The organism is Janthinobacterium sp. GW456P (assembly GCF_002127655.1).
Taxonomy (GTDB): domain Bacteria; phylum Pseudomonadota; class Gammaproteobacteria; order Burkholderiales; family Burkholderiaceae_D; genus Janthinobacterium.
The window spans coordinates 68,264-88,277 of record NZ_NEHB01000009.1 but is presented as its reverse complement, the minus strand read 5'-3'; the positions used below and the strand labels follow the sequence as shown (position 1 = coordinate 88,277).

Annotated in this window: 20 protein-coding genes and 1 tRNA gene; 7 read left to right on the top strand and 14 right to left on the bottom strand. The window is 62.1% G+C overall.

What is annotated here, in order from left to right:
• Positions 1–23 precede the first annotated feature (23 nt).
• The 7 genes from CBW66_RS10490 to CBW66_RS10460 form a co-directional block, all read right to left on the bottom strand.
• Positions 24–1,052 carry an RNA methyltransferase gene (locus CBW66_RS10490; RefSeq protein WP_086138319.1) on the bottom strand — a complete coding sequence of 343 codons (1,029 nt, stop codon included), beginning with the start codon at positions 1,050–1,052 and terminating at the stop codon, positions 24–26.
• Between the two features lie 67 nt (positions 1,053–1,119).
• Positions 1,120–1,461: a zinc ribbon domain-containing protein YjdM gene (locus tag CBW66_RS10485; protein WP_086138318.1), complete on the bottom strand. Its 342-nt coding sequence runs from the start codon at positions 1,459–1,461 to the stop codon at positions 1,120–1,122.
• Between the two features lie 91 nt (positions 1,462–1,552).
• The gene (dmeF, locus tag CBW66_RS10480; RefSeq protein WP_086138317.1) at positions 1,553–2,518 is read right to left on the bottom strand and encodes a CDF family Co(II)/Ni(II) efflux transporter DmeF; all 966 of its coding nucleotides are present in this window, start codon (positions 2,516–2,518) and stop codon (positions 1,553–1,555) included.
• A 17-nt stretch (positions 2,519–2,535) separates the two neighbouring features.
• Positions 2,536–2,811 carry a metal/formaldehyde-sensitive transcriptional repressor gene (locus tag CBW66_RS10475; protein ID WP_086138316.1) on the bottom strand — a complete coding sequence of 92 codons (276 nt, stop codon included), beginning with the start codon at positions 2,809–2,811 and terminating at the stop codon, positions 2,536–2,538.
• A gap of 76 nt (positions 2,812–2,887) precedes the next feature.
• Complete coding sequence (locus CBW66_RS10470) at positions 2,888–3,724, bottom strand: TlpA disulfide reductase family protein (RefSeq protein WP_086138393.1); 837 nt, start codon at positions 3,722–3,724, stop codon at positions 2,888–2,890.
• Positions 3,725–3,782: 58 nt separating this feature from the next.
• Entirely contained in the window at positions 3,783–4,322 is a 540-nt protein-coding gene (locus CBW66_RS10465; protein ID WP_230492206.1) for a DUF2325 domain-containing protein, read from the bottom strand.
• 274 nt (positions 4,323–4,596) lie between these two features.
• Entirely contained in the window at positions 4,597–5,202 is a 606-nt protein-coding gene (locus tag CBW66_RS10460) for a hypothetical protein (protein WP_086138315.1), read from the bottom strand.
• Positions 5,203–5,367: 165 nt separating this feature from the next.
• Between CBW66_RS10460 and CBW66_RS10455 the strand changes: the two genes are divergently transcribed.
• The 3 genes from CBW66_RS10455 to CBW66_RS10445 are packed head-to-tail and all read left to right on the top strand — an operon-like array spanning position 5,368 to position 8,343.
• Positions 5,368–6,345 carry a PoNe immunity protein domain-containing protein gene (locus CBW66_RS10455; protein WP_086138314.1) on the top strand — a complete coding sequence of 326 codons (978 nt, stop codon included), beginning with the start codon at positions 5,368–5,370 and terminating at the stop codon, positions 6,343–6,345.
• A 16-nt stretch (positions 6,346–6,361) separates the two neighbouring features.
• Positions 6,362–7,237: a PoNe immunity protein domain-containing protein gene (locus CBW66_RS10450; protein ID WP_170932855.1), complete on the top strand. Its 876-nt coding sequence runs from the start codon at positions 6,362–6,364 to the stop codon at positions 7,235–7,237.
• Positions 7,234–8,343: a hypothetical protein gene (locus tag CBW66_RS10445; RefSeq protein WP_086138312.1), complete on the top strand. Its 1,110-nt coding sequence runs from the start codon at positions 7,234–7,236 to the stop codon at positions 8,341–8,343. Before CBW66_RS10450 ends, CBW66_RS10445 begins: the two co-directional genes overlap by 4 nt.
• 32 nt (positions 8,344–8,375) lie before the next feature.
• Here the strand turns inward: CBW66_RS10445 and CBW66_RS10440 are convergent, their stop codons facing one another.
• The 7 genes from CBW66_RS10440 to cysS all read right to left on the bottom strand — a co-directional run bounded on the left by CBW66_RS10440 (position 8,376) and on the right by cysS (position 16,665).
• Complete coding sequence (locus CBW66_RS10440) at positions 8,376–9,980, bottom strand: methyl-accepting chemotaxis protein (RefSeq protein WP_086138311.1); 1,605 nt, start codon at positions 9,978–9,980, stop codon at positions 8,376–8,378.
• A 379-nt stretch (positions 9,981–10,359) separates the two neighbouring features.
• Positions 10,360–10,452: transfer RNA gene (locus CBW66_RS10435), tRNA-Ser, on the bottom strand.
• 110 nt (positions 10,453–10,562) lie between these two features.
• Positions 10,563–11,810, bottom strand: coding sequence for an aspartate kinase (locus CBW66_RS10430; protein WP_070221317.1), 1,248 nt, complete (start codon positions 11,808–11,810; stop codon positions 10,563–10,565).
• A 196-nt stretch (positions 11,811–12,006) separates the two neighbouring features.
• Positions 12,007–13,425, bottom strand: a complete 1,419-nt coding sequence (tilS, locus tag CBW66_RS10425; protein ID WP_086138310.1) for a tRNA lysidine(34) synthetase TilS — start codon at positions 13,423–13,425, stop codon at positions 12,007–12,009.
• A gap of 100 nt (positions 13,426–13,525) precedes the next feature.
• A complete protein-coding gene (locus tag CBW66_RS10420) occupies positions 13,526–14,500 on the bottom strand; it encodes an acetyl-CoA carboxylase carboxyltransferase subunit alpha (protein WP_034784047.1) in 975 nt (324 codons plus the stop codon).
• 54 nt (positions 14,501–14,554) lie between these two features.
• Positions 14,555–15,268: a DNA-3-methyladenine glycosylase gene (locus tag CBW66_RS10415; protein WP_086138391.1), complete on the bottom strand. Its 714-nt coding sequence runs from the start codon at positions 15,266–15,268 to the stop codon at positions 14,555–14,557.
• On the bottom strand, positions 15,268–16,665 hold the full coding sequence (gene cysS / locus CBW66_RS10410; protein WP_086138309.1) for a cysteine--tRNA ligase: 1,398 nt from the start codon (positions 16,663–16,665) through the stop codon (positions 15,268–15,270). Before cysS ends, CBW66_RS10415 begins: the two co-directional genes overlap by 1 nt.
• A 278-nt stretch (positions 16,666–16,943) precedes the next feature.
• Between cysS and CBW66_RS10405 the strand changes: the two genes are divergently transcribed.
• The 4 genes from CBW66_RS10405 (at position 16,944) to CBW66_RS10390 (ending at position 19,888) form a co-directional block, all read left to right on the top strand.
• Positions 16,944–17,573: a peptidylprolyl isomerase gene (locus tag CBW66_RS10405; protein WP_170932854.1), complete on the top strand. Its 630-nt coding sequence runs from the start codon at positions 16,944–16,946 to the stop codon at positions 17,571–17,573.
• A gap of 73 nt (positions 17,574–17,646) precedes the next feature.
• Positions 17,647–18,138 carry a peptidylprolyl isomerase gene (locus CBW66_RS10400; protein ID WP_086138308.1) on the top strand — a complete coding sequence of 164 codons (492 nt, stop codon included), beginning with the start codon at positions 17,647–17,649 and terminating at the stop codon, positions 18,136–18,138.
• Between the two features lie 217 nt (positions 18,139–18,355).
• Entirely contained in the window at positions 18,356–19,102 is a 747-nt protein-coding gene (locus CBW66_RS10395; RefSeq protein WP_086138307.1) for a UDP-2,3-diacylglucosamine diphosphatase, read from the top strand.
• Between the two features lie 69 nt (positions 19,103–19,171).
• Positions 19,172–19,888: a DUF72 domain-containing protein gene (locus tag CBW66_RS10390; protein ID WP_086138306.1), complete on the top strand. Its 717-nt coding sequence runs from the start codon at positions 19,172–19,174 to the stop codon at positions 19,886–19,888.
• Positions 19,889–20,014: the final 126 nt, after the last annotated feature.

Sequence of the window (20,014 nt, the reverse complement as noted above, 5' to 3'; positions counted from 1 at the left end):
GACCTACGCCGCTGACCCCGGTTTTACGCTGCGTGTATCTCGATTACTTTCTTGCCCTTGGCCGCGCGCGCCCGCAACTGCCCGCAGCCGCCCTCCACGTCCTGCCCGGCCGAATCGCGCAATTTGGTCAGCACGCCGCGCGCGTGCAGGGCGGCGGCAATCGTCCGCGCCTTTTCCCAGCTGGGACGCCTGAACGGCAAGTCATCGATGGTGTTGTACGGGATCATGTTGAGCACCGCGTACTTGCCCTGCAGGAGCGCGACGATGCCGTCCATCTCGTCATCGCCATCGTTGACGCCTTCCATCAGGGTCCATTGATACTGCACCGGGTAGCCGGTCAGGCGCGCGTACGATTCGCCGAAGTCCACCAGTTCGCGCGGGGTGAGCCTGGGCGCGCGCGGCAGCAGCTGCTCGCGCAGCGCCGGCTTCGTCGTGTGCAGCGACAGGGCCAGCGCCGGCTTGACCCGCCCCTGCGGCAGGCGCTCAAAGGCGCGCGGGTCGCCCACGGTGGAAAACACGAGGTTCTTGTGGCCGATATTGCCCTCGGTGCCCAGCAGTTCGATCGCTTCCATCACATTGTTCAGGTTATGCGCCGGTTCGCCCATGCCCATGAAGACGACTTTTTTCACAGGTCGCAGGGTGCGCGCCAGTACCACCTGGGCGACGATCTCGCCGCTCGTCACCTGGCGTATCAAGCCGTCGCGGCCCGTCATGCAGAACTGGCAGCCGACGGCGCAACCGACCTGGCTCGACACGCACAAGCCGTCGCGCGGCAGCAGCACGCTTTCCACCGTCTGACCGTCGTGCAGCCCCACCAGCAGGCGCGCGGAACCGTCGGCGCCCGGATGGCTGCTCAGCAGTTTCAGCATGCCCTGCAATTCCAGGTCGAGTGCAGGCAAGGCCTCGCGCACGGGCAGCGGCAAAAAGTCTTCGGCGCGGCGCCGGCCCTGGTCGTGCGGCTGGCCCTGTATCCAGTCGCGCAGCACGCGCTGTTCGTGCAGGGGCTTGGCGCCCAAGGCGCGCAGGCGCTGGCGCAGATAATCGATTTGCATGGGGTTTGAAATAAAAAACGGCGCGCCGGCAGGAATGCGAGGCGCGCCGCGAATGGCAAGGAGAGTCTTACACTTTCTTCACGAATTCCGTCTTCAGGCTCATGGAACCGAAGCCGTCGATTTTGCAGTCGATATCGTGGTCGGCATCGACCAGGCGGATATTCTTGACCTTGGTGCCCATCTTGACGACACCGCCGCCGCCCTTCAATTTCAAGTCCTTGATGACGCTGACCGTGTCGCCGTCCTGCAGGATATTGCCGGCCGAATCGCGGTACACCTTGGCGCCCTCTTCCGCCGCTTCTGCAGCCGTGGCCGACCATTCATGCGCGCACTCAGGGCAGATCAACTGGCTGCCGTCTTCGTACGTGAATTCGGATTGGCATTGCGGGCATGGTGGTAATGTGCTCATTTTCTTCTCTGTCTGGTGAACAGCGCGTGCTGTAAAAGCCGACATTATACGGCCTACGCCCCGTATCAGCGGGCTTTTTTCCCCATCATTATCAAGGCCGGCGAATAATCTCGATGGTGCTGTGGACGATTTCCTCGTGGATGCCTATACGCGCGCGCAGCTCGGCCGCCGTCAATGCGGCATCGCGGCTGACGACGGACAAGGCGCACGAATACAGCTGCTTGCCGACTCGCCACACATGCAGGTCGACGATGCGCGGCGTGTCGCCGGCACTGGCCACTTCCACCGCTTCGCGGATTTCGTCCACCACGGGGTGATCCATCTCGCGGTCCAGCAAGACCTTGCCCGTTTCCTGCATCAGCTTTTTCGCCCACAGGGCCACCAGCACGGCGCCCAAGATGCCCATCAGGGGATCGAGCCACTGCCAGCCGTAAGCCCACGCGCCGGCCAGCGCGACGATGGCCAGCACGGAGGTGGCGGCGTCAGCCAGCACGTGAATGTAGGCGGCCTTCAGGTTCAGGTCTTCGCCATGACCATGGTGATCGTGATGGCCGTGGCCATGGTGATGATCGTGGCCATGGTGATGGTCGTGGTGGCCGCCGAGGATCAGCGCGCACACGAGGTTCACAGCCAGGCCGAAGGCCGCCACCGCCATCGCCTGCGGATAGTGGATGGGCTGCGGTGAAAACAGGCGCTCGACGGAAGCGGCCACCATCAGCACGGCCACGCCCAGCAGCAAAATGGCGCTCGTGTAGCCGGCCAGCACCTCGATCTTCCACGTGCCGAAGGCAAAGCGGGGGTCGCGCGCATAACGGCGCGCGGCCGCATACGCAAACGCGGCCAGGCCGATGGCCAGCGCGTGCGAACTCATATGCCAGCCATCGGCCAGCAGCGCCATGGAGTTGTACCACCAGCCGGCAAGGATTTCCAGCAGCATGGTGGCCAGCGTGATCCACATGACGATGCGCGCGCGGCGTTCGGCCTTGCCATTGCTGCTGTCAAAAACGTGTTCGTGCTGCCAGGCGGAGAGGTCTTCCGCCGTGTGTTGGTGTTTCATGTGATGGTCCCTGGTGATTATTTGAGGTAGGTGCGCAGGATGCCGGCGATATCGTCGGCGCCCCTGGCCCGCTCCTCGCCGGAGATATCGGGGCTGGCCACGTGCTCGCGCAAGTGTTCCTCGATCACTTCGGCCATCAGGCCATTCACGGCGCCGCGCACGGCGGCGATCAGCTGCAGCACTTCGCCGCAGTCGCGGCCCTCTTCCAGGCCCCGCTCCAGGCCTTCCACCTGCCCCTTGATGCGCTTGACGCGATTGAGCAGCCTGGTCTTGTTGTGCGCCGTGTGGCCCATGATTCACTCCGATAAATACTATAGGGGGGTATACTATCAGAAACCGCCAGGGCTACGTCAACAAGGCATATCCACCTCAGGGAACGCGCGCGATCTGCTGCAGCTTGCTGGCCAGCGAGGCATCGGACAATTCGCCCAGGTGCGTATCGACCAGGCGCCCCTGCGCGTCATAAAACAGGGTGGTGGGCAGGGCCGAGGAACCAGCCGCCTTGCCCAGCGCCGCCCCGCTGTCGAGTACCACATTGCGCAGGGTCGCGCCACTCCTGTCCAGGAAAGCGCTGGCGGCGGCCGCATCCTCACGCTGGTTCGCATACACGAAGACGATATCGGCGCGCGCCTGCTGCGCGGCGGCCAGCACGGGCATCTCGCGCCGGCATGGCGGGCACCAGCTGGCCCACAGGTTGACGACCATGGGCTTGCCGCCGGCCAGCGCCGCCAGGCTGGTGGACGTGCCGTCCAGCGTCTGCAGCGCCACGGCCGGCAAGGCCGCCGGCTTGTCATACGCCAGCGAGATCCCTGCGCTCAACACGGCCCAGGCCAGCGCGCCGCAGGCCACGCTGACAGCCAGCGGACGGCGCATGGCCGCCATGGCGGGACGCCGGCAACGCCACGCGGCGATGGCCAGCGCGGCCGCGATGCCGGCCGAAGCCATGAAGCCGCCGTCGCGGATATTGATGATGGACCCGGGCGCGGCCAAGGGGGAGCTGAAATACTGCTCATGCCAGCGCAGCACGAACGCCAGGCGCGCCGCCAGCAGGCCGGCGATCAGCATGTCGGAAACGAGGGGGCCGGCGTCCGGCAATTGGCGATACTTCCGCAGCCACCACGCCGCACCGTAGGCGACGCACAGGGAAAGGAACAACAGGACCAGGCCCGTGGGCAGGGCCAGGGGGCCGATTTGCAGAGACAGCATGGGCGCTTTCAGGAACGTCGAGGGACGGCCATTGTGGCCCATGCAGATTAAACCGGCGTTAAGAAGCGGCCAGCGCTTCCTTGCGCACGAAATGCATGGCTTGCGGCTGGTCCACCAGCACGCACTGCTTGCCCGTGCGCTTGCAATGGTCATGCACGCGCCAGTAAGCGTCGTGGCTGACGCAGCCGGTCTGGCAAATCACCAGGTCGGCCGCCACCAGACCCGCTTCCAGCGCCGCCGCATCGTCGGCGCCATCGTCGCCGCCCGCGTGATGCAGGAAGCGCCCGCCGGCCTGTTCGATGGCCAGCTGAGCCACGTTGGCGCCGCCCGCGTCCTGGCCCGGCGCCAGACTTGCATAGTGGCCCACATACAGCACGGCCTTTTCGCGCACGTCGGCCTGCAAGGATGGCGCCGGCAGCCACTGCAGGCGCAGCAGCTCGCGCATCAGGTCCTGCACGCGCTCGCTGAGCCACTCGACCTTGCGGGCCAGCCGTGCACGCGTCGGCAAGCCCGGCATACTGGCCGACAATTCGGCCAATGCGTCGCGCGCCAGCGCCAGCTGCGTATCGCGGATGACGACCTGCGCCCGCGCGCGCATCAATTCCGACTCCAGCTGCGCGATGCGGGCCGCCTGCGCCGCCAACTGCGCACTGCAACGCGCCTGCGCGCGACCATATTCGCCCATCAGCACGCGATGCTCATGCGCGATCACGTCTTCGTTGCCATACACACTACCCATCATGCCCTCCTTCACCACCCGTGGCGCCATGGCGCCAGCCCATTGCACGCCCATAACGCTGAATTATAAATGAGAATCATTATTATTTGTGTATGCACGTGCACGCAGCAGGGATATGCGAAGGCGACGGTCTTCACGTGGCCGGCGGGCAGGACAGCATGCGTTTCCAGACATCGTCCTGCACTTGCCGCACCTGCCGCAGGGCATCGGGGCCGCGATAGATATCCAGCGTGTTCGGCCACGCGATATCGATGAACAACTGCCGTGCCGGATCGATCAGCAGGGACTGCCCGACATAGTTTCCCTTGATCTCAGCCTTGTTGACGGCCAGCAGGCGCGCGCCGCCCGCAAACGCCCGCTCGTCCAGCGCCACGCCGCTACGCTCGGCCACGTCGCGCAGCCAGCGTTCGCGCCAGCGCGCCTGCTCCGCGAACTGTCCCTGTGGCGGCCGGTCCAGCTTGACGACTGCCGCCACGGGGCCGCCTGTGCCCGCCTGCAGCGAAAAGCCCATGCGTTCCTGCAATTCGACCGTGTAGGCCTCGCCCTTGACGTCAATCTGGTAGCGCCCCGCCCCGTCCTGTATCAGCAGGTCGGTCTGATGGTAGGCAGGTTTGACGCAATTGGCGTACTGATAGACGAGCACATCGAGGAAAGGCGGCGCGGCCGGGGTGGACGCCGCCATGGCGGGCGACAGGCTGGCACATAAGGCCGCTGCGGCCGCGTATTTCATCTTGCTCATGCTTGCTCCGGTTCACGTAAAAAGATGATGACGGCCGAAAAATATCTGCGGCACGCCATCCTGTCGCCCATAGTAGCTATTTTGAATAGTTCTTTCTGGCACACGATTCAATTGAATCGCGCTTGTTCGATCACTATTTCTAGTGTGTAATCTTGCAAACAAGTCATGACATCAACGGTCGATACGTTTCCCTCACCACACGGAGTTCCAGGCAATGTCCGCATTTTTCCATGCAAGCGCATCTTCCTTACGCATCGATCACGGCGGCAGCCAGACAAGATGAACAATCGCCCATTCACCGAACGGCGGCGTCAGCAATTTCTTGATGAAGAACTGTATGTCAAAACGCGCAACAATCAATTGGCGCTGATTGCAGGAGGACTGGAAAACAAAAAGGTCGCCGACTCAGCGCAGGAAAATGCTTCCGTCCATCATTTTTTGTATTTAGAAGAATTCTGGATCTGGATGCTCGACTATACGGCGGGCGAGCCGATTGAGGCACTGGCGCCGCGCATCGCGGGCATCGTGGATAAGTTTGAAGAATGGAATGCGGTCGATCAACTCTATCAGCAGGAAGCGGTGCTTGAATTTCCAGAGTTTGGGCCCTACGAATATGAGGGAGCACCAGAGTTTTACGTCCTGTCCGACTATGAGGACACCTTGCAACTGCTGAGCATTGCGATCCTGCTGCGCGATCAGCGTTCGGTACTGCGCATCATCCACGTGCTGCGCAGTCATCGTGGCCGCGATGGCCTGTTCGAGCAATTGATCGACGGATATGTGGAGGATGGACAAGCACTCGACGCCTGCATCATCGCCAGGCCCTATGACACCCTGCTGCAAGTGTTCTATGAGGAGGATGAGGAAGCTACCTTGGCCCTGCTCCAGAAATACCTGAAACAATGGTATCCGGCCATGCGACATCATCCGCGCTGGTACAACGAGCATCTCAATATCAGCGAGGAAGGCTATGCCGGCTACTATGGCTATTGGGCATTCGAAGCGGGGGCGACGGTTTTCCTGCTCGACCTGGACGATAGCCAGGCCGCGCATCTGGTGTACCCCAGGGATCTGGTCGACTATGCGCGACGGCTACGCAAGGAAGCGCGCTACACCAGCGAAGTTGCATGGCCGCAACCATAATCAGCAAGGGGCATGGATGCAGACGCTGAACGAACAGGATTTTTGCGCCCGGCGCAGGGAAGCGCGGCTATCCTATGCCATCTACCTTGACAGCAAGGAAAGCCAGGACGAGTGCTACGATATGGTGGCAGCCGGCTTGCAACAGCCGGCGCACGTGCTGCAACATATTCCACCAGAAAATTTCATGACGGCCACGCGCCAGCGGGCCTGGGATGGCGTCGACCAGCTGGCCCTCGCCTACAGCGCCGGCCACCGGCTCGACGAGTTGCGCGCCGCGTATCCCACGATACTCGGTTACTGGCTGGCGTTTGCCCGCTATGACATGGCATTTGACGCTCAGGCCGGCGAGGCGGAACAGGGATTTCCCCACTTCGCCCTGCCCGGCGACGGCTACGAACAGGTCAACCGCATGGTCTGCCTCGGCATTTTACTGGGCTGGGATAGCTTGCTGCCCCGGCTGGCGCCCGTCATCGATTTCAATAACCATGAAAAGGATGGCTTGCTGGAGCGGCTGCTGGCATGCTTCGTTGCCGGCAGGGATGCCGCCTGGCCAACGTGCACGCGCCAGCTACCCTACATCAACACACTCAAGATATTCGCGGCAGAAAAAGATGCCCGTCCCGCCCTGATGCACGCCTATCTGCGGCAATGGTATGAGGCCAGCCGCCGCGAGCCCTATTACGACAGCCACCGGCGCGACACGTCATTCTGGGGCTACTGGTCCTGGGAAGCGGCCGCCATCACCTGCGTGCTCGATATCGACGACAGCAGCTATCGCGGCGCGCCCTTCTATCCGGCCGACCTGGTGGCGTTCTGCCGGATGAACGGGATCGCCCCCGGCGCCGCTGTGGCAACGCAGAACACGCAGCAACAACGACCGGACGAAGCATGAAAACCAGCACTGCCATCGCCACCGGCATCGCCGCGGTTGCCGCACTCTGCTTTGCCCTGCCCACGCTGTCGCGTGCCGCCACCAATCCCTTTCCGGGCATTTACTCCATCATCGATCCCGTCACTGGCGAGACCAAAGATGTCCTGAAAGTAGAATCGCTGCTGGGCGAGTACGTGGTACTGGCGCGCTTTGGCGGCCACGGACCATGGACGGGCCCCATCTACGCCAAAGTCATGGGCAACGGCGACAGCTACGCGTCGCCGCCACTGTTTCAGCAGGACCGCATGGTCAGCGCGCTATCCCTGGACGAGATCGGCTACCTCTACCATACGCCGGGCAACAGCCACTCGCGCGTCGGGCCGTCCGATACCGGCTATATCAGCAATATCGCGAGCTTCGGCATTGAACCGCTGTACCGCCGGCCGCTCCGGGCGGGCCACGACGAGCGCGGGGAGCGGGGCCGGCACGCGTACACGCCCGGCGCCGGTGAGCGCAAGGTATCGGTCAGTACCTTGAACTACAGCCCGCGCATGGTACAGGTGGGCATCAGTTCCACCAGCAATCCTGACAACGCTGTCGATACCGATCCCCTGAATCCGCACATGAGCAGCGCCGCCAGTTGCTGCTTCCACCTGCCGGCGCAGGCCGCGGCGCCGTTGCAGGTCAAGCTCGAATATCGCTGGCTGCCCAAAGGCAGGCCTGAAGTGCTGGCCATGACCTTGCCAGCCAACAGCGACGCCGACGAACTGCTGATACTGGTGCAAGCGGATGGCAGCATGAGCGTGGAATTTCGCCACCCCGGCAAGGACCTGGATCTGACGCCTGAGGGCGTCAAATCCATCAATGGCAAGCCGTATCCCCTGCCACCGGCCGCCGAGCGCAGGGCGCGCCTGACTGCGGAACTGGTGCGAAGAAAACGCTTCTTGAAAGATATGTACAGGCTGCGGGACAACGGCACGGGGGAATCTGTCGAGGCGGCATATCAGCTGCGTTACCTGATCGACGAATACGAGAAAACCATCACCTATCTGGAAACGTTTTCCGCATGCGCCGGCAGCCTGGCGACGTGCGACAAGCAAGCCACGGCGGCGGCCCGCGCGCCGTAGCGCAGCAACGGTCCTGGCCGCCAGCCAGCCTGTCAGCGCCCCGGATGCGCTGAGGCGGCAAGCGCGCTGGCAGCGCCGCCGGCATCGAGCTTGAACACCCCCACCTCCCGCACCAGGCTGGCCGCCTGCTCTTCCAGGCTGCCGGCGGCGGCCGCCGCTTCCTCGACCAGGGCGGCATTCTGCTGCGTCACTTCATCCATCTGCGTGATGGCCTGGTTGACCTGTTCGATGCCCTGGCTCTGTTCCTGGCTGGCGGCGGCGATCTCGCTCATCAGGTCGACCACTTGCTTGACCGAGTTCACGATCTTGTCCATCGTCGCGCCCGCCTCGTCCACCAGCTTGCTGCCCGCGTCGACGCGCTCGACCGAATCGCCGATCATGGCCTTGATTTCCCTCGCCGCGCCAGCCGAGCGCTGCGCCAGGCCGCGCACTTCGCTGGCCACCACGGCGAAACCGCGTCCCTGTTCACCGGCCCTGGCCGCCTCGACAGCCGCATTCAGGGCCAGGATATTCGTCTGGAAGGCGATGCCGTCGATGACGTCGACAATATCGGCGATCTTGCGCGAGCTGGCATTGATGGCGCCCATGGTATCGACCACGCGCCCGACCACCTGTCCGCCCTGCACGGCAAATTCCGACGCCGACACCACCAGCTGATTGGCCTGCCTGGCATTGTCGGCATTCTGCTTGACCGTGCTGGTCAGCTCCTTCATCGCGGAAGCCGTTTCTTCCAGCGAACTGGCTTGCGCCTCCGTGCGCGACGACAGATCGAAATTGCCGGCCGCGATTTCGCGCGAAGCAATCGTGATGCTTTGCGTGCTGCTGCGCACCTGGCCCACGGTGCGCGACAGGCTGCCATTCATCGCTTCCAGGGCCTGCAGCAACTGACCGGGCTCGTCGGAAAAGCGCTTGTCGACACGATTGCTCAGGTCGCCGGCGGCCACCCTCTGCGCTGCCAGCAACGCCTCCTGCAAGGGGCCGGTAATGCTCCGGCTGATCAGCACGGCGCCGGCGATGCTGACGCCCAGCGATGCCAGCAGCAAGCCCGCCAGCAGCACGGTTGCCGAGCGCGCCTTGTCGGCCGATTCGGTCTCGAACGCGGCCGAGCGCTTGCTGGTCATATCGACCACGCGGTTGATGGCCGCCAGATGGCTGTCGTAGCTGGCGGCCATGGCCGCCATGGCAGTGGCGACGCCCGCCTTGTCCTGCCCCTGTAGCGCCGGGATGAAGCGCGTGAATGCCGTCTCGTAGAATGCCACGGCAGGGGCGTGCGCCTGCGTCAGCAAGGCTTCGGCGATATCGTGATCGAGATCCTGGGTACGCCAGAACTGATGGCGCGTGTCGTACTCGGCCTTCAAGGTTTTCAGGCGTTCGACCAGCTTGTCTTGCGCGCTTCTGTCTTCTGACGCCATCAACTGGAAGGCGACCAGATACGATTCGAGGATGTATTCCGGCGGCGGCAGCACGTCGGCCACCAGGTCCTTGCCCTGCACGATGCGCTGGTACACGGGCCCGTTGACCTTCAGTTCGTGCAGCACGCGCAGCGACCAGCCGCCATACACGATCAGGCCCAGCGAAAAGATGGCGACCAACAAGGCCAGCCGGCGCGACAGTTTGACTTGGCGAAGCAGCTGCATGTGCGTACCCCCTCGTTTATCCGGACCATGCCGCCAATGCCGCCGGCATAGGCCGCGCTGGCCAGTATGAAATTTCTGCGCGGCATTTGCGGATTATGCAACTTTTTAAGGGGATTGGGACGAATGCGATAAAAAAGAATCTCTTGCTGAGCACAGGCCGGCGTATGTGCTCGCATAAGGCGGCGCATGCGCTGGCAGCCAGTGCCTGGGATGAGGGGACGGCGTTGGCCGCTGCGCGGCCAACGGGGCCGCGCGGGGCGCGGCAGAACGGCGATTCGGTGAGCCTGCGCGCCCTTCAGGGCGCTCCGTCTTCGAATCCCATCGTTCCGTCCAGACAAATAAAAAAGCCTCCCGCAGGGGAGGCTTTTTTATTTGATTCTGGCGGAGACGGTGGGATTCGAACCCACGATACAGGTATAAGCCGTATGCATCCTTAGCAGGGATGTGCCTTCGGCCACTCGGCCACGTCTCCTAGCTGATTACTCAACTATGTCTCTGTAGCTAACTGCGCTGCAGCGACGAACGTCATAATATCGATTGCCCCCCCTTTGGTCAAGGGCGTGGGGCAATATTTTTGGATATTTAAGCTTTTTCCAGCTCGAACGCTTTATGCAGCGCGCGCACGGCCAGTTCCATGTACTTTTCATCGATCAGCACGGAGATCTTGATCTCGGAAGTGGAGATCATCATGATGTTGATGCCCTCTTCCGACAGGGTGCGGAACATCTGCGATGCGACGCCCACGTGGCTGCGCATGCCCACGCCGACGACGGACAGTTTCGACACTTTCGCGTCGCCCGTGATGCTGGCCGCGCCCAGCGCTTCGCGGTTCGCTTCCAGCACGGCCAGCGCACGCGTGTATTCGCCGCGCGAGACGGTGAAGGTGAAGTCCGTTTTACCGTCGACCGACTGATTCTGTATGATCATGTCGACTTCGATGTTCGCGTCCGCCACCGGTCCCAGGATGTGGTACGCCACGCCTGGACGGTCGGGCACGCCGAGCACGGTGATTTTGGCTTCATCGCGGTTGAAGGCGATGCCGGAGATGACTGCTTGTTCCATGTTTGTATCTTCCTCAAACGAAATCAGGGTGCCTGAATTGGCTTCTATTTCCAGCGGCAACATCGGGTCGGTCAGCGACGACAGCACGCGCGTGGGCACGCGGTAGTTGCCGGCGAATTCCACCGAACGCGTTTGCAGCACTTTGGAACCCAGCGAAGCCAGTTCCAGCATTTCTTCAAAGGTGATGGTCTTCAGGCGGCGCGCCTCGGAAACCACGCGCGGGTCGGTCGTGTAGACGCCGTCGACGTCCGTGAAGATCAGGCATTCGGACGCCTTCATGGCGGCGGCGATCGCCACGGCCGAGGTGTCGGAACCGCCGCGGCCCAGGGTCGCGATGTTGTCGTGTTCGTCGACGCCCTGGAAACCGGTAATGATGACAATCTTGCCCGCATCGAGGTCGCGTTTGACTTTTTCGTCATCGATCGACTGGATGCGTGCCTTGGTAAAGGCGGAATCGGTCTTGATCGCGACTTGCCAGCCAGCATAGGATACGGCTTGTTTGCCGATCGCCAGCAGTGCCATCGACAATAGGCCGACGGACACTTGTTCGCCTGTCGAGGCGATCATGTCAAGTTCACGGGGATCGGGTTGATCCATGATTTCCTTGGCCAGTCCAATCAGGCGGTTGGTTTCGCCCGACATGGCGGATGGCACCACCACGATTTGATGCCCAGCGTCGTGCCACTTGGCAACGCGCTTGGCGACATTCTTGATACGGTCAGTCGAGCCCATCGACGTACCGCCATATTTGTGGACGATTAAAGCCATAAGAGTGAAGTTTCCGCTCAAGAAGAATAAAAAAGGAGGGCTTTACTCTACATGCCGCAATGCAAAATAACAAGCTAAAAAGCGCATTAGCTCATACCGATTGCGCATATGGAAATAACCAATCCATGCAGTCGGGGGCGCATGGACAGCCACTTGCCGGCCACCCCGGGAGTGGCCGTGGGAGCCGCCCCTGCGCTCAGCAGGAGAGCCAGCGCAAGCTCACGCGGGGACGGTCCAGCAGGCTCAGGCAATGGCAATCGAGGCCAATACCAGCCGCATACAGCAATTGTTGCGCCGCACAGACAAGGGGCAGGCGTTCGCGCTCCCAGGCGGGCACGTCGAATGCCTGGTAGTGGTATTTCAAGCTCTTGGTGGGACGGTTCAAGGCCAGCTTCAGGCGCTCGCCGCCCTGGCGGAAGTCGATGGTCAAGGTCTGTGCTTGCAACCAGGCAATATCGATACCTTGCCCGCCCTCTTCCACCGCATCGAAGTGCAGCACGCCGCCATACGCGGGAAAGGCCAGGCTGGCCTCGCCCCGCCACGTAAATTGCTGGCTGGCTTTTTCCAGGCCAGGAATGCCCGCGTCGCTTTTATCGCGCATGCCGGCCAGATCATCGAGTTTCGGCGTTAGGTATAAACGGTCGCGGTGGCGCCGCACGTGGCATTCGGGATGCGTGACCAGCAGCTGCGCATCGGGCCGCGCTTCAAGCAATTGCGCCAGCATTTCCGCCAGCCACGCCGTCGACGGCATGCGCAAGCCGCGCGTGCCGAACCAGTGGCGCAGCAGGTTGTAGCAGCGGTCCGCGCTCAGCGCGCGCAATTTCGCCAGCTCGATGCAATCGCCATCGAGACACATGGCCAAATCCTGCGTCGCCAGTTCCGTCAGCAGGCGCTGCGCCGATTGCGCGTGCTGGGCGCTGCGGGCGAAACGCTCCTGGAAACCGGGAAAGGCCTGCGCCAGCACGGGCATCACCTGGTGCCGCAGGGCATTGCGCGCAAAACGGGGATCGTCGTTCGATTCATCGTGGATGTGCGCGATCGCGTGTTGCGCCACATACGCTTCGAGTTGTTTGCGCGCCACGGAAAGCAAGGGGCGCGCCATCACCAGGTCCGGATTGCCAAGCAGCTCGGGCGCGCTGTTGGCGCCATCCATGCCGGACAGCCCTGCCGTGCCCGAGCCGCGCAGCAATTGCAGCAGCACCGTTTCCGCCTGGTCGTCCTGATGGTGGGCGGTGAGCAGCAGGCGCACGCCGTGCGCGGCGCACAGTTCGCCCAGGGCCGCATAACGGCGCTTGCGGGCCGCCTCTTCCGTACCCGTCTTCGCATTCTTTTCCAGGGTGACCTTGCGTGCCTCGAAGGCGACGCCCAAGCCGGCACACGCCTGCTCGCAGTGGCCCAGCCAGGCATCGGCGTTCGGGCTCAGACCGTGGTGCACGTGAAATGCGTGCAGGACCACGCCCTGCTCTTGCGCCCAGGCATGCGCGAGGTGCAGCAGGGCGGCGGAATCGAGGCCGCCGCTGAGGGCGATGCCGACGGCGCTGCCTGCTGGCGGTGCGCAAGTTGCCAGCGCGCGGGCGAAGATATCGGCGACGGTGGCGGTTTGTTGCTTTTTCATAAGACTCCTGGAATGCAAAGAGGGACAGGCGACCAAACGAATCATGTCGTTTGGCAGCCTGTCCCCGGTGTTCTTGCTGCCGGCCTGCGCCGGCGCTGGCTTACTCGCTCGGCGTGGTTTCCTTGAACTTGCCGTAGCTCAGCAGTTTTTCATGGCGCGCGGCCAGCAAGTCCTTGGTTTTCATGCCCTGGAACTGGCGCAGGGTGTCGGCCAGTGCGCGTTTGAGCAAGGTCGCCATCTGTTTCGGATCGCGGTGGGCGCCGCCCAGCGGTTCGTTGATGATCTTGTCGATCAGGCCCATGGCTTTCAGGCGGTGGGCGGTCAGGCCCAGCGCTTCGGCCGCGTCGGAGGCGCGCTCGGCGCTCTTCCACAGGATCGAGGCGCAGCCTTCCGGCGAGATCACGGCATAAGTCGAGTATTGCAGCATCAGCACGGCATCGCCCACGGCAATCGCCAGCGCGCCGCCGGAACCGCCTTCACCGATGATGGTGGCGATCAGCGGCACTTTCAGCTCGGCCATCACGTACAGGTTGTGGCCGATCGCTTCCGACTGGCCGCGCTCTTCCGCGTCGATGCCGGGGAAGGCGCCTGGCGTGTCGACGAACGTGAAGATGGGCAGGTTGAACTTCTCAGCCACTTTCATCAGGCGCATGGCCTTGCGGTAGCCTTCCGGTTTCGGCATGCCGAAATTGCGCATGGCGCGCTCTTTCGTGTCGCGGCCCTTCTGGTGGCCGATGACCATGCACGGCTGGCCGTTGAAGCGGGCCAGGCCGCCGACGACGGACAGATCGTCCGCGTAGCTGCGGTCGCCATGCAATTCGTGGAAATCGGTAAAGATTTCATTCACGTAATCCATGGTGTAGGGGCGTTGCGGGTGGCGCGCGATCTGCGCCACTTGCCAAGGGGTCAGCTTGGCGTAGATATCCTTGGTCAGCTGCTGGCTCTTCTTGGCCAGGCGGTCGATCTCTTCCGAGATGTCGACGGCCGAATCGTCTTGCACGAAGCGCAACTCTTCGATCTTGGAATCGAGTTCCGCGATCGGCTGTTCAAAATTGAGGAAAGTCGTTTTAGTCATTGTACCTCCAGGTTTTACCGGCCACGGCGCCAGGGCGCGCGGCGTCATCTATGTTTATTTTACCGTACCGGCTGGTGCGCCGGGGGCTGTATCGGATGCGGCAGGAGCGGCTGCAGGGTCGAGACTGCGCCACAAATACCACGTCGCCACGGTGCGCCACGGCTCCCAATTGGCGGAAACTTCGCGTGCATCGCTGCGGGAAACGGGTTCTCCGGAGAAATAATTGACGCTGATGCCCTGGATCAAACCAGGGTCGTCGAGCGGCAAGACATTCGGCCGGAGCAGATTAAATATCAGGAACATCTCGGCTGTCCAGCGGCCGATGCCGCGGATCTGCACCAGTTCGGCGATGACAGCTTCGTCATCCATCTGGTCCCACTGGCTCGCGTGCACGCGCTTGGCCTTGAAATGGTCGGCCAGGTCGAGGATGTATTCGGTCTTGCGTTTGGACAAACCGCAGGCGGACAGTTGCTCGGCGCCCGCCTTCAATACTTGCGAAGGCGTGCATTTCGGGCAGGCCAGCAGCAGCTTTTTCCAGGCAGCATCAGCCGCCTTGGGCGTGATCTGCTGCCCCACCAACGAACGGGCCAGGGTGGTAAACGGGTCGCTGTGGCCGACCAGGTGCAGGTCGCCAAATTGCGGGATGAGCTTTTTCATGATGCGGTCGCGCTTCATCAGCTCGATCTTCGCCTCTTCCCAGTAGTGCGGCACCTGGATCACCTGCGCAGCGACTACTGGCGCTTCCCCGTTTTCCCTGGACGTAGCCATCATGCGCGGCGCCAGTTGGTCGAGCCGTCAGGCTTGTCTTCAAGAATGATGCCCGCCGCCAGCAAGTCGGCGCGGATCTTGTCGGACTGGGCAAAGTCGCGCGCCTTTTTCGCCGCGCTGCGCGCCGCGATGGCCGCTTCAATGCCGGCCGCCTCGTCCCGGCTATCGGCGCCAGCGCCGACGGTCGCTTGCAGGAATTGCTGCGGCGTGCGTTCGAGCAAGCCGAATACGCCCGCCAGGCCCTTCAATTGACGCGCCAGGGTGGGCGACTTGCTCTTGTTGACTTCCGTCGCCAGGTCGAACAGGGCGGCCACGGCCAGCGGCGTATTGAAATCGTCGTCCATCGCTTCGCGCACGCGCACGGCATGGGCTTCGCTCCAGTCGATGGCGCCCTCTTCCACCGCCACGTCGGCCAGCGCCGTGTACAAACGCGTCAAGGACAAACGCGCATCATCGAGGTGCACGTCCGAATAGTTCAGCGGGCTGCGGTAGTGCGCGCGCAGGATGAAGAAGCGGATCACTTCGGCATCGAACTTTTGCAGCACTTCGCGGATGGTGAAGAAATTGCCGAGCGACTTGGACATTTTTTCATTGTCCAGGCGCACGAAGCCGTTATGTATCCAATAGTTAACGCTGGTATGGCCGAACGCGCCTTCGGATTGGGCGATCTCGTTTTCGTGGTGCGGGAATTGCAAGTCCGCGCCGCCGCCATGGATGTCGAATTGTTCGCCAAGCAAGGCGCAGGACATGGCCGAGCACTCGATATGCCAGCCCGGACGGCCCTTGCCCCACTTCGAATCCCATTTGACTTCTTCCGGCTCGGACTCCTTCGACGACTTCCACAGCACGAAGTCGAGCGGATCGCGCTTGCCCGTGTTCACGTCGACGCGCTCGCCCGCGCGCAGGTCGTCGAGCGACTTGCCCGACAGCTTGCCGTAGTGGGGGAAGTTGCGCACGGCGTAATTGACGTCGCCATCGGCGCCTTGATAGGCCAGGTCCTTCGCTTCCAGCTGCTCGATCAGGCGCAGCATCTGCGGCACGTATTCGGTGGCGCGCGGCGTGTGGTCGGGCGTCAGGATGCCCAGCGCGGCCGTGTCTTCATCCATGTAGCGGGTGAAACGCGTCGTCAGCTGGGAAATCGTCTCGCCGTTTTCCACGGCGCGGCGGATGATCTTGTCGTCGATGTCCGTAATGTTGCGCACATAGGTGACGTCGAAACCGGACGCCTTCAGCCAGCGGTAGATGACGTCGAAAGCCATCATCATGCGCGCATGGCCGATATGGCAATAATCGTAGATGGTCATGCCGCAGACGTACATGCGTACCTTGCCCGCTTCCATCGGGACGAATACCTGCTTCTCGCGAGCCAGGGTGTTGTAAATCTTTAGATTGCTCATCGTACTTTGCAAGTGAAGCGGCCGCCAGCCTGGCAAAACGACAGACAGGCGCGGACACCGGGGGTGCCGCGCCACTGAACTGCCGTGTGCGCCGAAAACTGTCGACCCGCTATATTGTTGTTCTTGTTTGTTAGAATTGGGACGTTAGCGGTCAAGTATAACATTGATAAAAACCATACTGGCCCGATATGAATCAGGTTTTTACGATGTTCAACCGAATTTTCAGTTCTTTACAATTAAAGCAAGTTTAGAGAAAAATAACGATCAAGGACGCCTTCATGCAAGAAATCAAATCGAAACGCCTGTCTTTCCTGGCCCGTTTTTGCACCCTGTTTGCCGGTCTGACCCTGGGCAGCGCCGTCGTGGCGGCCGCTCCGGCGACCGCCCTCGACCCCACGCCCCATGTGGCCCTGAAAACCAGCATGGGCGAAATCGTGCTGGAACTGAATCAGGAAAAAGCGCCGCAAAGCGTGGCCAATTTCTTGCAGTATGTCAAAAGCGGTTATTACAAGGGCACGGTGTTTCACCGCGTCATCGACGGCTTCATGATACAGGGCGGCGGCTTCGACAAGAACATGAAGCAGAAAGCCACCAAGGCGCCGATCAAGAATGAAGCGCAGAACGGCTTGCAAAACGTCACCTACAGCATCGCCATGGCGCGCACGGGCGATCCGCATTCGGCCACCGCGCAATTCTTTATCAACGTGAACGATAACGGCGCGCTCGACTACCCTGGCCGCGACGGTTTCGGCTACACGGTGTTCGGCAAAGTCATCAAAGGCATGGACGTGGTCGACAAGATCAAGGCCGTGCCCGTGGCAGACAAGGGGCCGCACCAGAACGTGCCGGTCACCCCCGTGGTGATCGAATCGGCGACTTTACTCAAGTCCGCGCCCGCAAAACTGTAAAATAGCGTTTTTGCCCCGCCGGCCTGCCTGGCGCCACTGAATCAATTATTCATCCAATTTATTAAGGATCATCATGACCTCCGTCATCATCACCACCAATCTGGGCAAGATCACCGCTGAACTGGACGCCGAAAAAGCGCCGAAAACGGTTGCCAACTTCCTGGCCTACATGAACGCCGGCCACTATAACAACACGATCTTCCACCGCGTCATCGACGGTTTCATGATCCAGGGCGGCGGTTTCGAGCCAGGCATGAAACAAAAACCTGCCGACACCACCGTGGAAAACGAAGCCAAGAACGGCCTGAAAAACGATACCTACACCCTGGCCATGGCCCGCACGTCGGATCCGCATTCGGCATCGGCCCAGTTCTTCATCAACATCAAGAACAACAGCTTCCTCGACTATCCAGGCCAGGACGGCTGGGGTTACGCCGTGTTCGGTAAAGTTACCGACGGCAAGGAAGTCGTCGACGCCATCCGCGCCGTGAAAACCTCGCGCGCCGGCATGTTCGCCGACGTGCCAGTGACCGATGTCATCATCGAAAAAGTCGAAGCCGCCTAAGGTAGCCCTGCAAACCTACTGCGCAGCCCACTGCCGGGTTTCCGTTGCTCGCCGTACTCAAGGTACGGCTCCGCTACTCGACCCGGCATTGGGCTTGCTCGCTACGGTTTTCAGAGCCACCTTCAACAATGCATTCAACACACCAGACAAATCAGGCAGCAATCATGCGTCCCGCAAGCAAGCAATCCCAAACCGACGGGAGCGTTGAACGATGACAATGCCTGCCGCACTCTTTATTTCCGACCTGCATCTGCAGAGCTCGCACCCGCGCACCAGCGCGGCGTTTCTTTCTTTCCTGGAACACCATGCGCAGTATGCGCAAGCGCTGTATCTATTAGGCGACCTGTTCGAATACTGGGCCGGCGACGATGACCTGGAAGACCCGTTCAATGCGCGCATGACGGCCGCCATCCGCGCCGTCAGCGATGCCGGCGTGCATGTTTATTGGATCGCCGGCAACCGCGACTTTCTTGTCGGCTCCGGCTTTGCCGCCGCCGCCGGCGCCACCCTGCTCAGCGAACCGCACGTGGCCACGATTGCCGGCCGGCGCATCGTCCTGCTGCATGGCGACGCCGAATGCACGAAAGACGCCAGCTACATGGAGTTTCGCGCCATGGTGCGCCAGCCGGCCTGGCAAAAACAGTTCCTGTCCATGCCCCTGGCGCAGCGCAAGGCCATCATCGACGGCTTGCGCCAAAGCAGCCGCGAGCACAATGGCGAAAAATCCATGGACATCATGGATGTCACGCCCGATGCTGTCGCGCAAGTATTTGCCGAACACGCGAGCACCGTCATGATCCACGGCCATACGCACCGCCCCGCCCTGCACCAGGTCGACAACACCTTGCGCTATGTCCTGCCCGACTGGGAATGCGACGTGGAACCGCCGCGCGGCGGCTGGATCGCCATCGATGCGCGCGGCAACATCACGCGCCATGACCTGAACGGCGAGATCGTCGACTAGGCCTGCGCCGACGGCCGCACGGGTGTTTGTCCGATAGCCGCGCCCGCCTGGCCTTGCTGTAATGGCGCCATGCACACTGTTCACATCGGCACCGCCGGCTGGAGCATCTCCAGCGTCGCCGCCAGCCACTTCCCCCTCGATGGCAGCCACCTGCAGCGCTATGCCCAAGTACTGGACTGCGTGGAAATCAACAGCTCCTTCTACCGTCCGCACCAGCCGTCAACCTACGCGCGCTGGGCCGCCAGCGTACCCGAGCATTTCCGCTTCAGCGTGAAATTACCACGCAGCATCACGCACGAACGGCGCTTGCGCGACTGTGCGGCCGAACTGGACCGCTTTGCGGGAGAGGTGATGCAGCTGGGGAATAAACTGGGCTGCGTGCTGGTGCAGCTGCCGCCCAGCCTGCGTTTCGAAGCGGATGCGGCCGCCGCATTTTTTCATGCGCTGCGCCAGCACTTCAACGGCATGCTCGCTTGCGAAGCGCGCCACCCCAGCTGGTTCGCGGCGGATGCCACCGAACTGCTGATGGCACAGCGCATCACGCGCGTGCGCGCCGATCCGCCCGCCGGCCAGCGCGGCCCCCATGTGCCGACCACGAGCGCGGCCTATCTGCGCCTGCACGGCAGCCCGAAAATATATTACTCCGACTATCCGGCCGATTACCTGGCGGCGCTGGCCGCCGAATGGCGCGCATCGGCGCAGGCGCACAGCTGGTGCATCTTCGATAACACGGCGGCCGGCGCCGCCCTGTTCAATGCGCTGGACTTGCAGGCGCGGCTGACCTGAAAATACGTGTTGATTTTTTGAGACTTAGTGTTATAGTTCACTACAACACCGATTAACTACATCACGGAGCTTCGATGCCTACAGCATTTTTCACGCGCCGCACTGCCCCGCCCTTGTGGGAGCGCA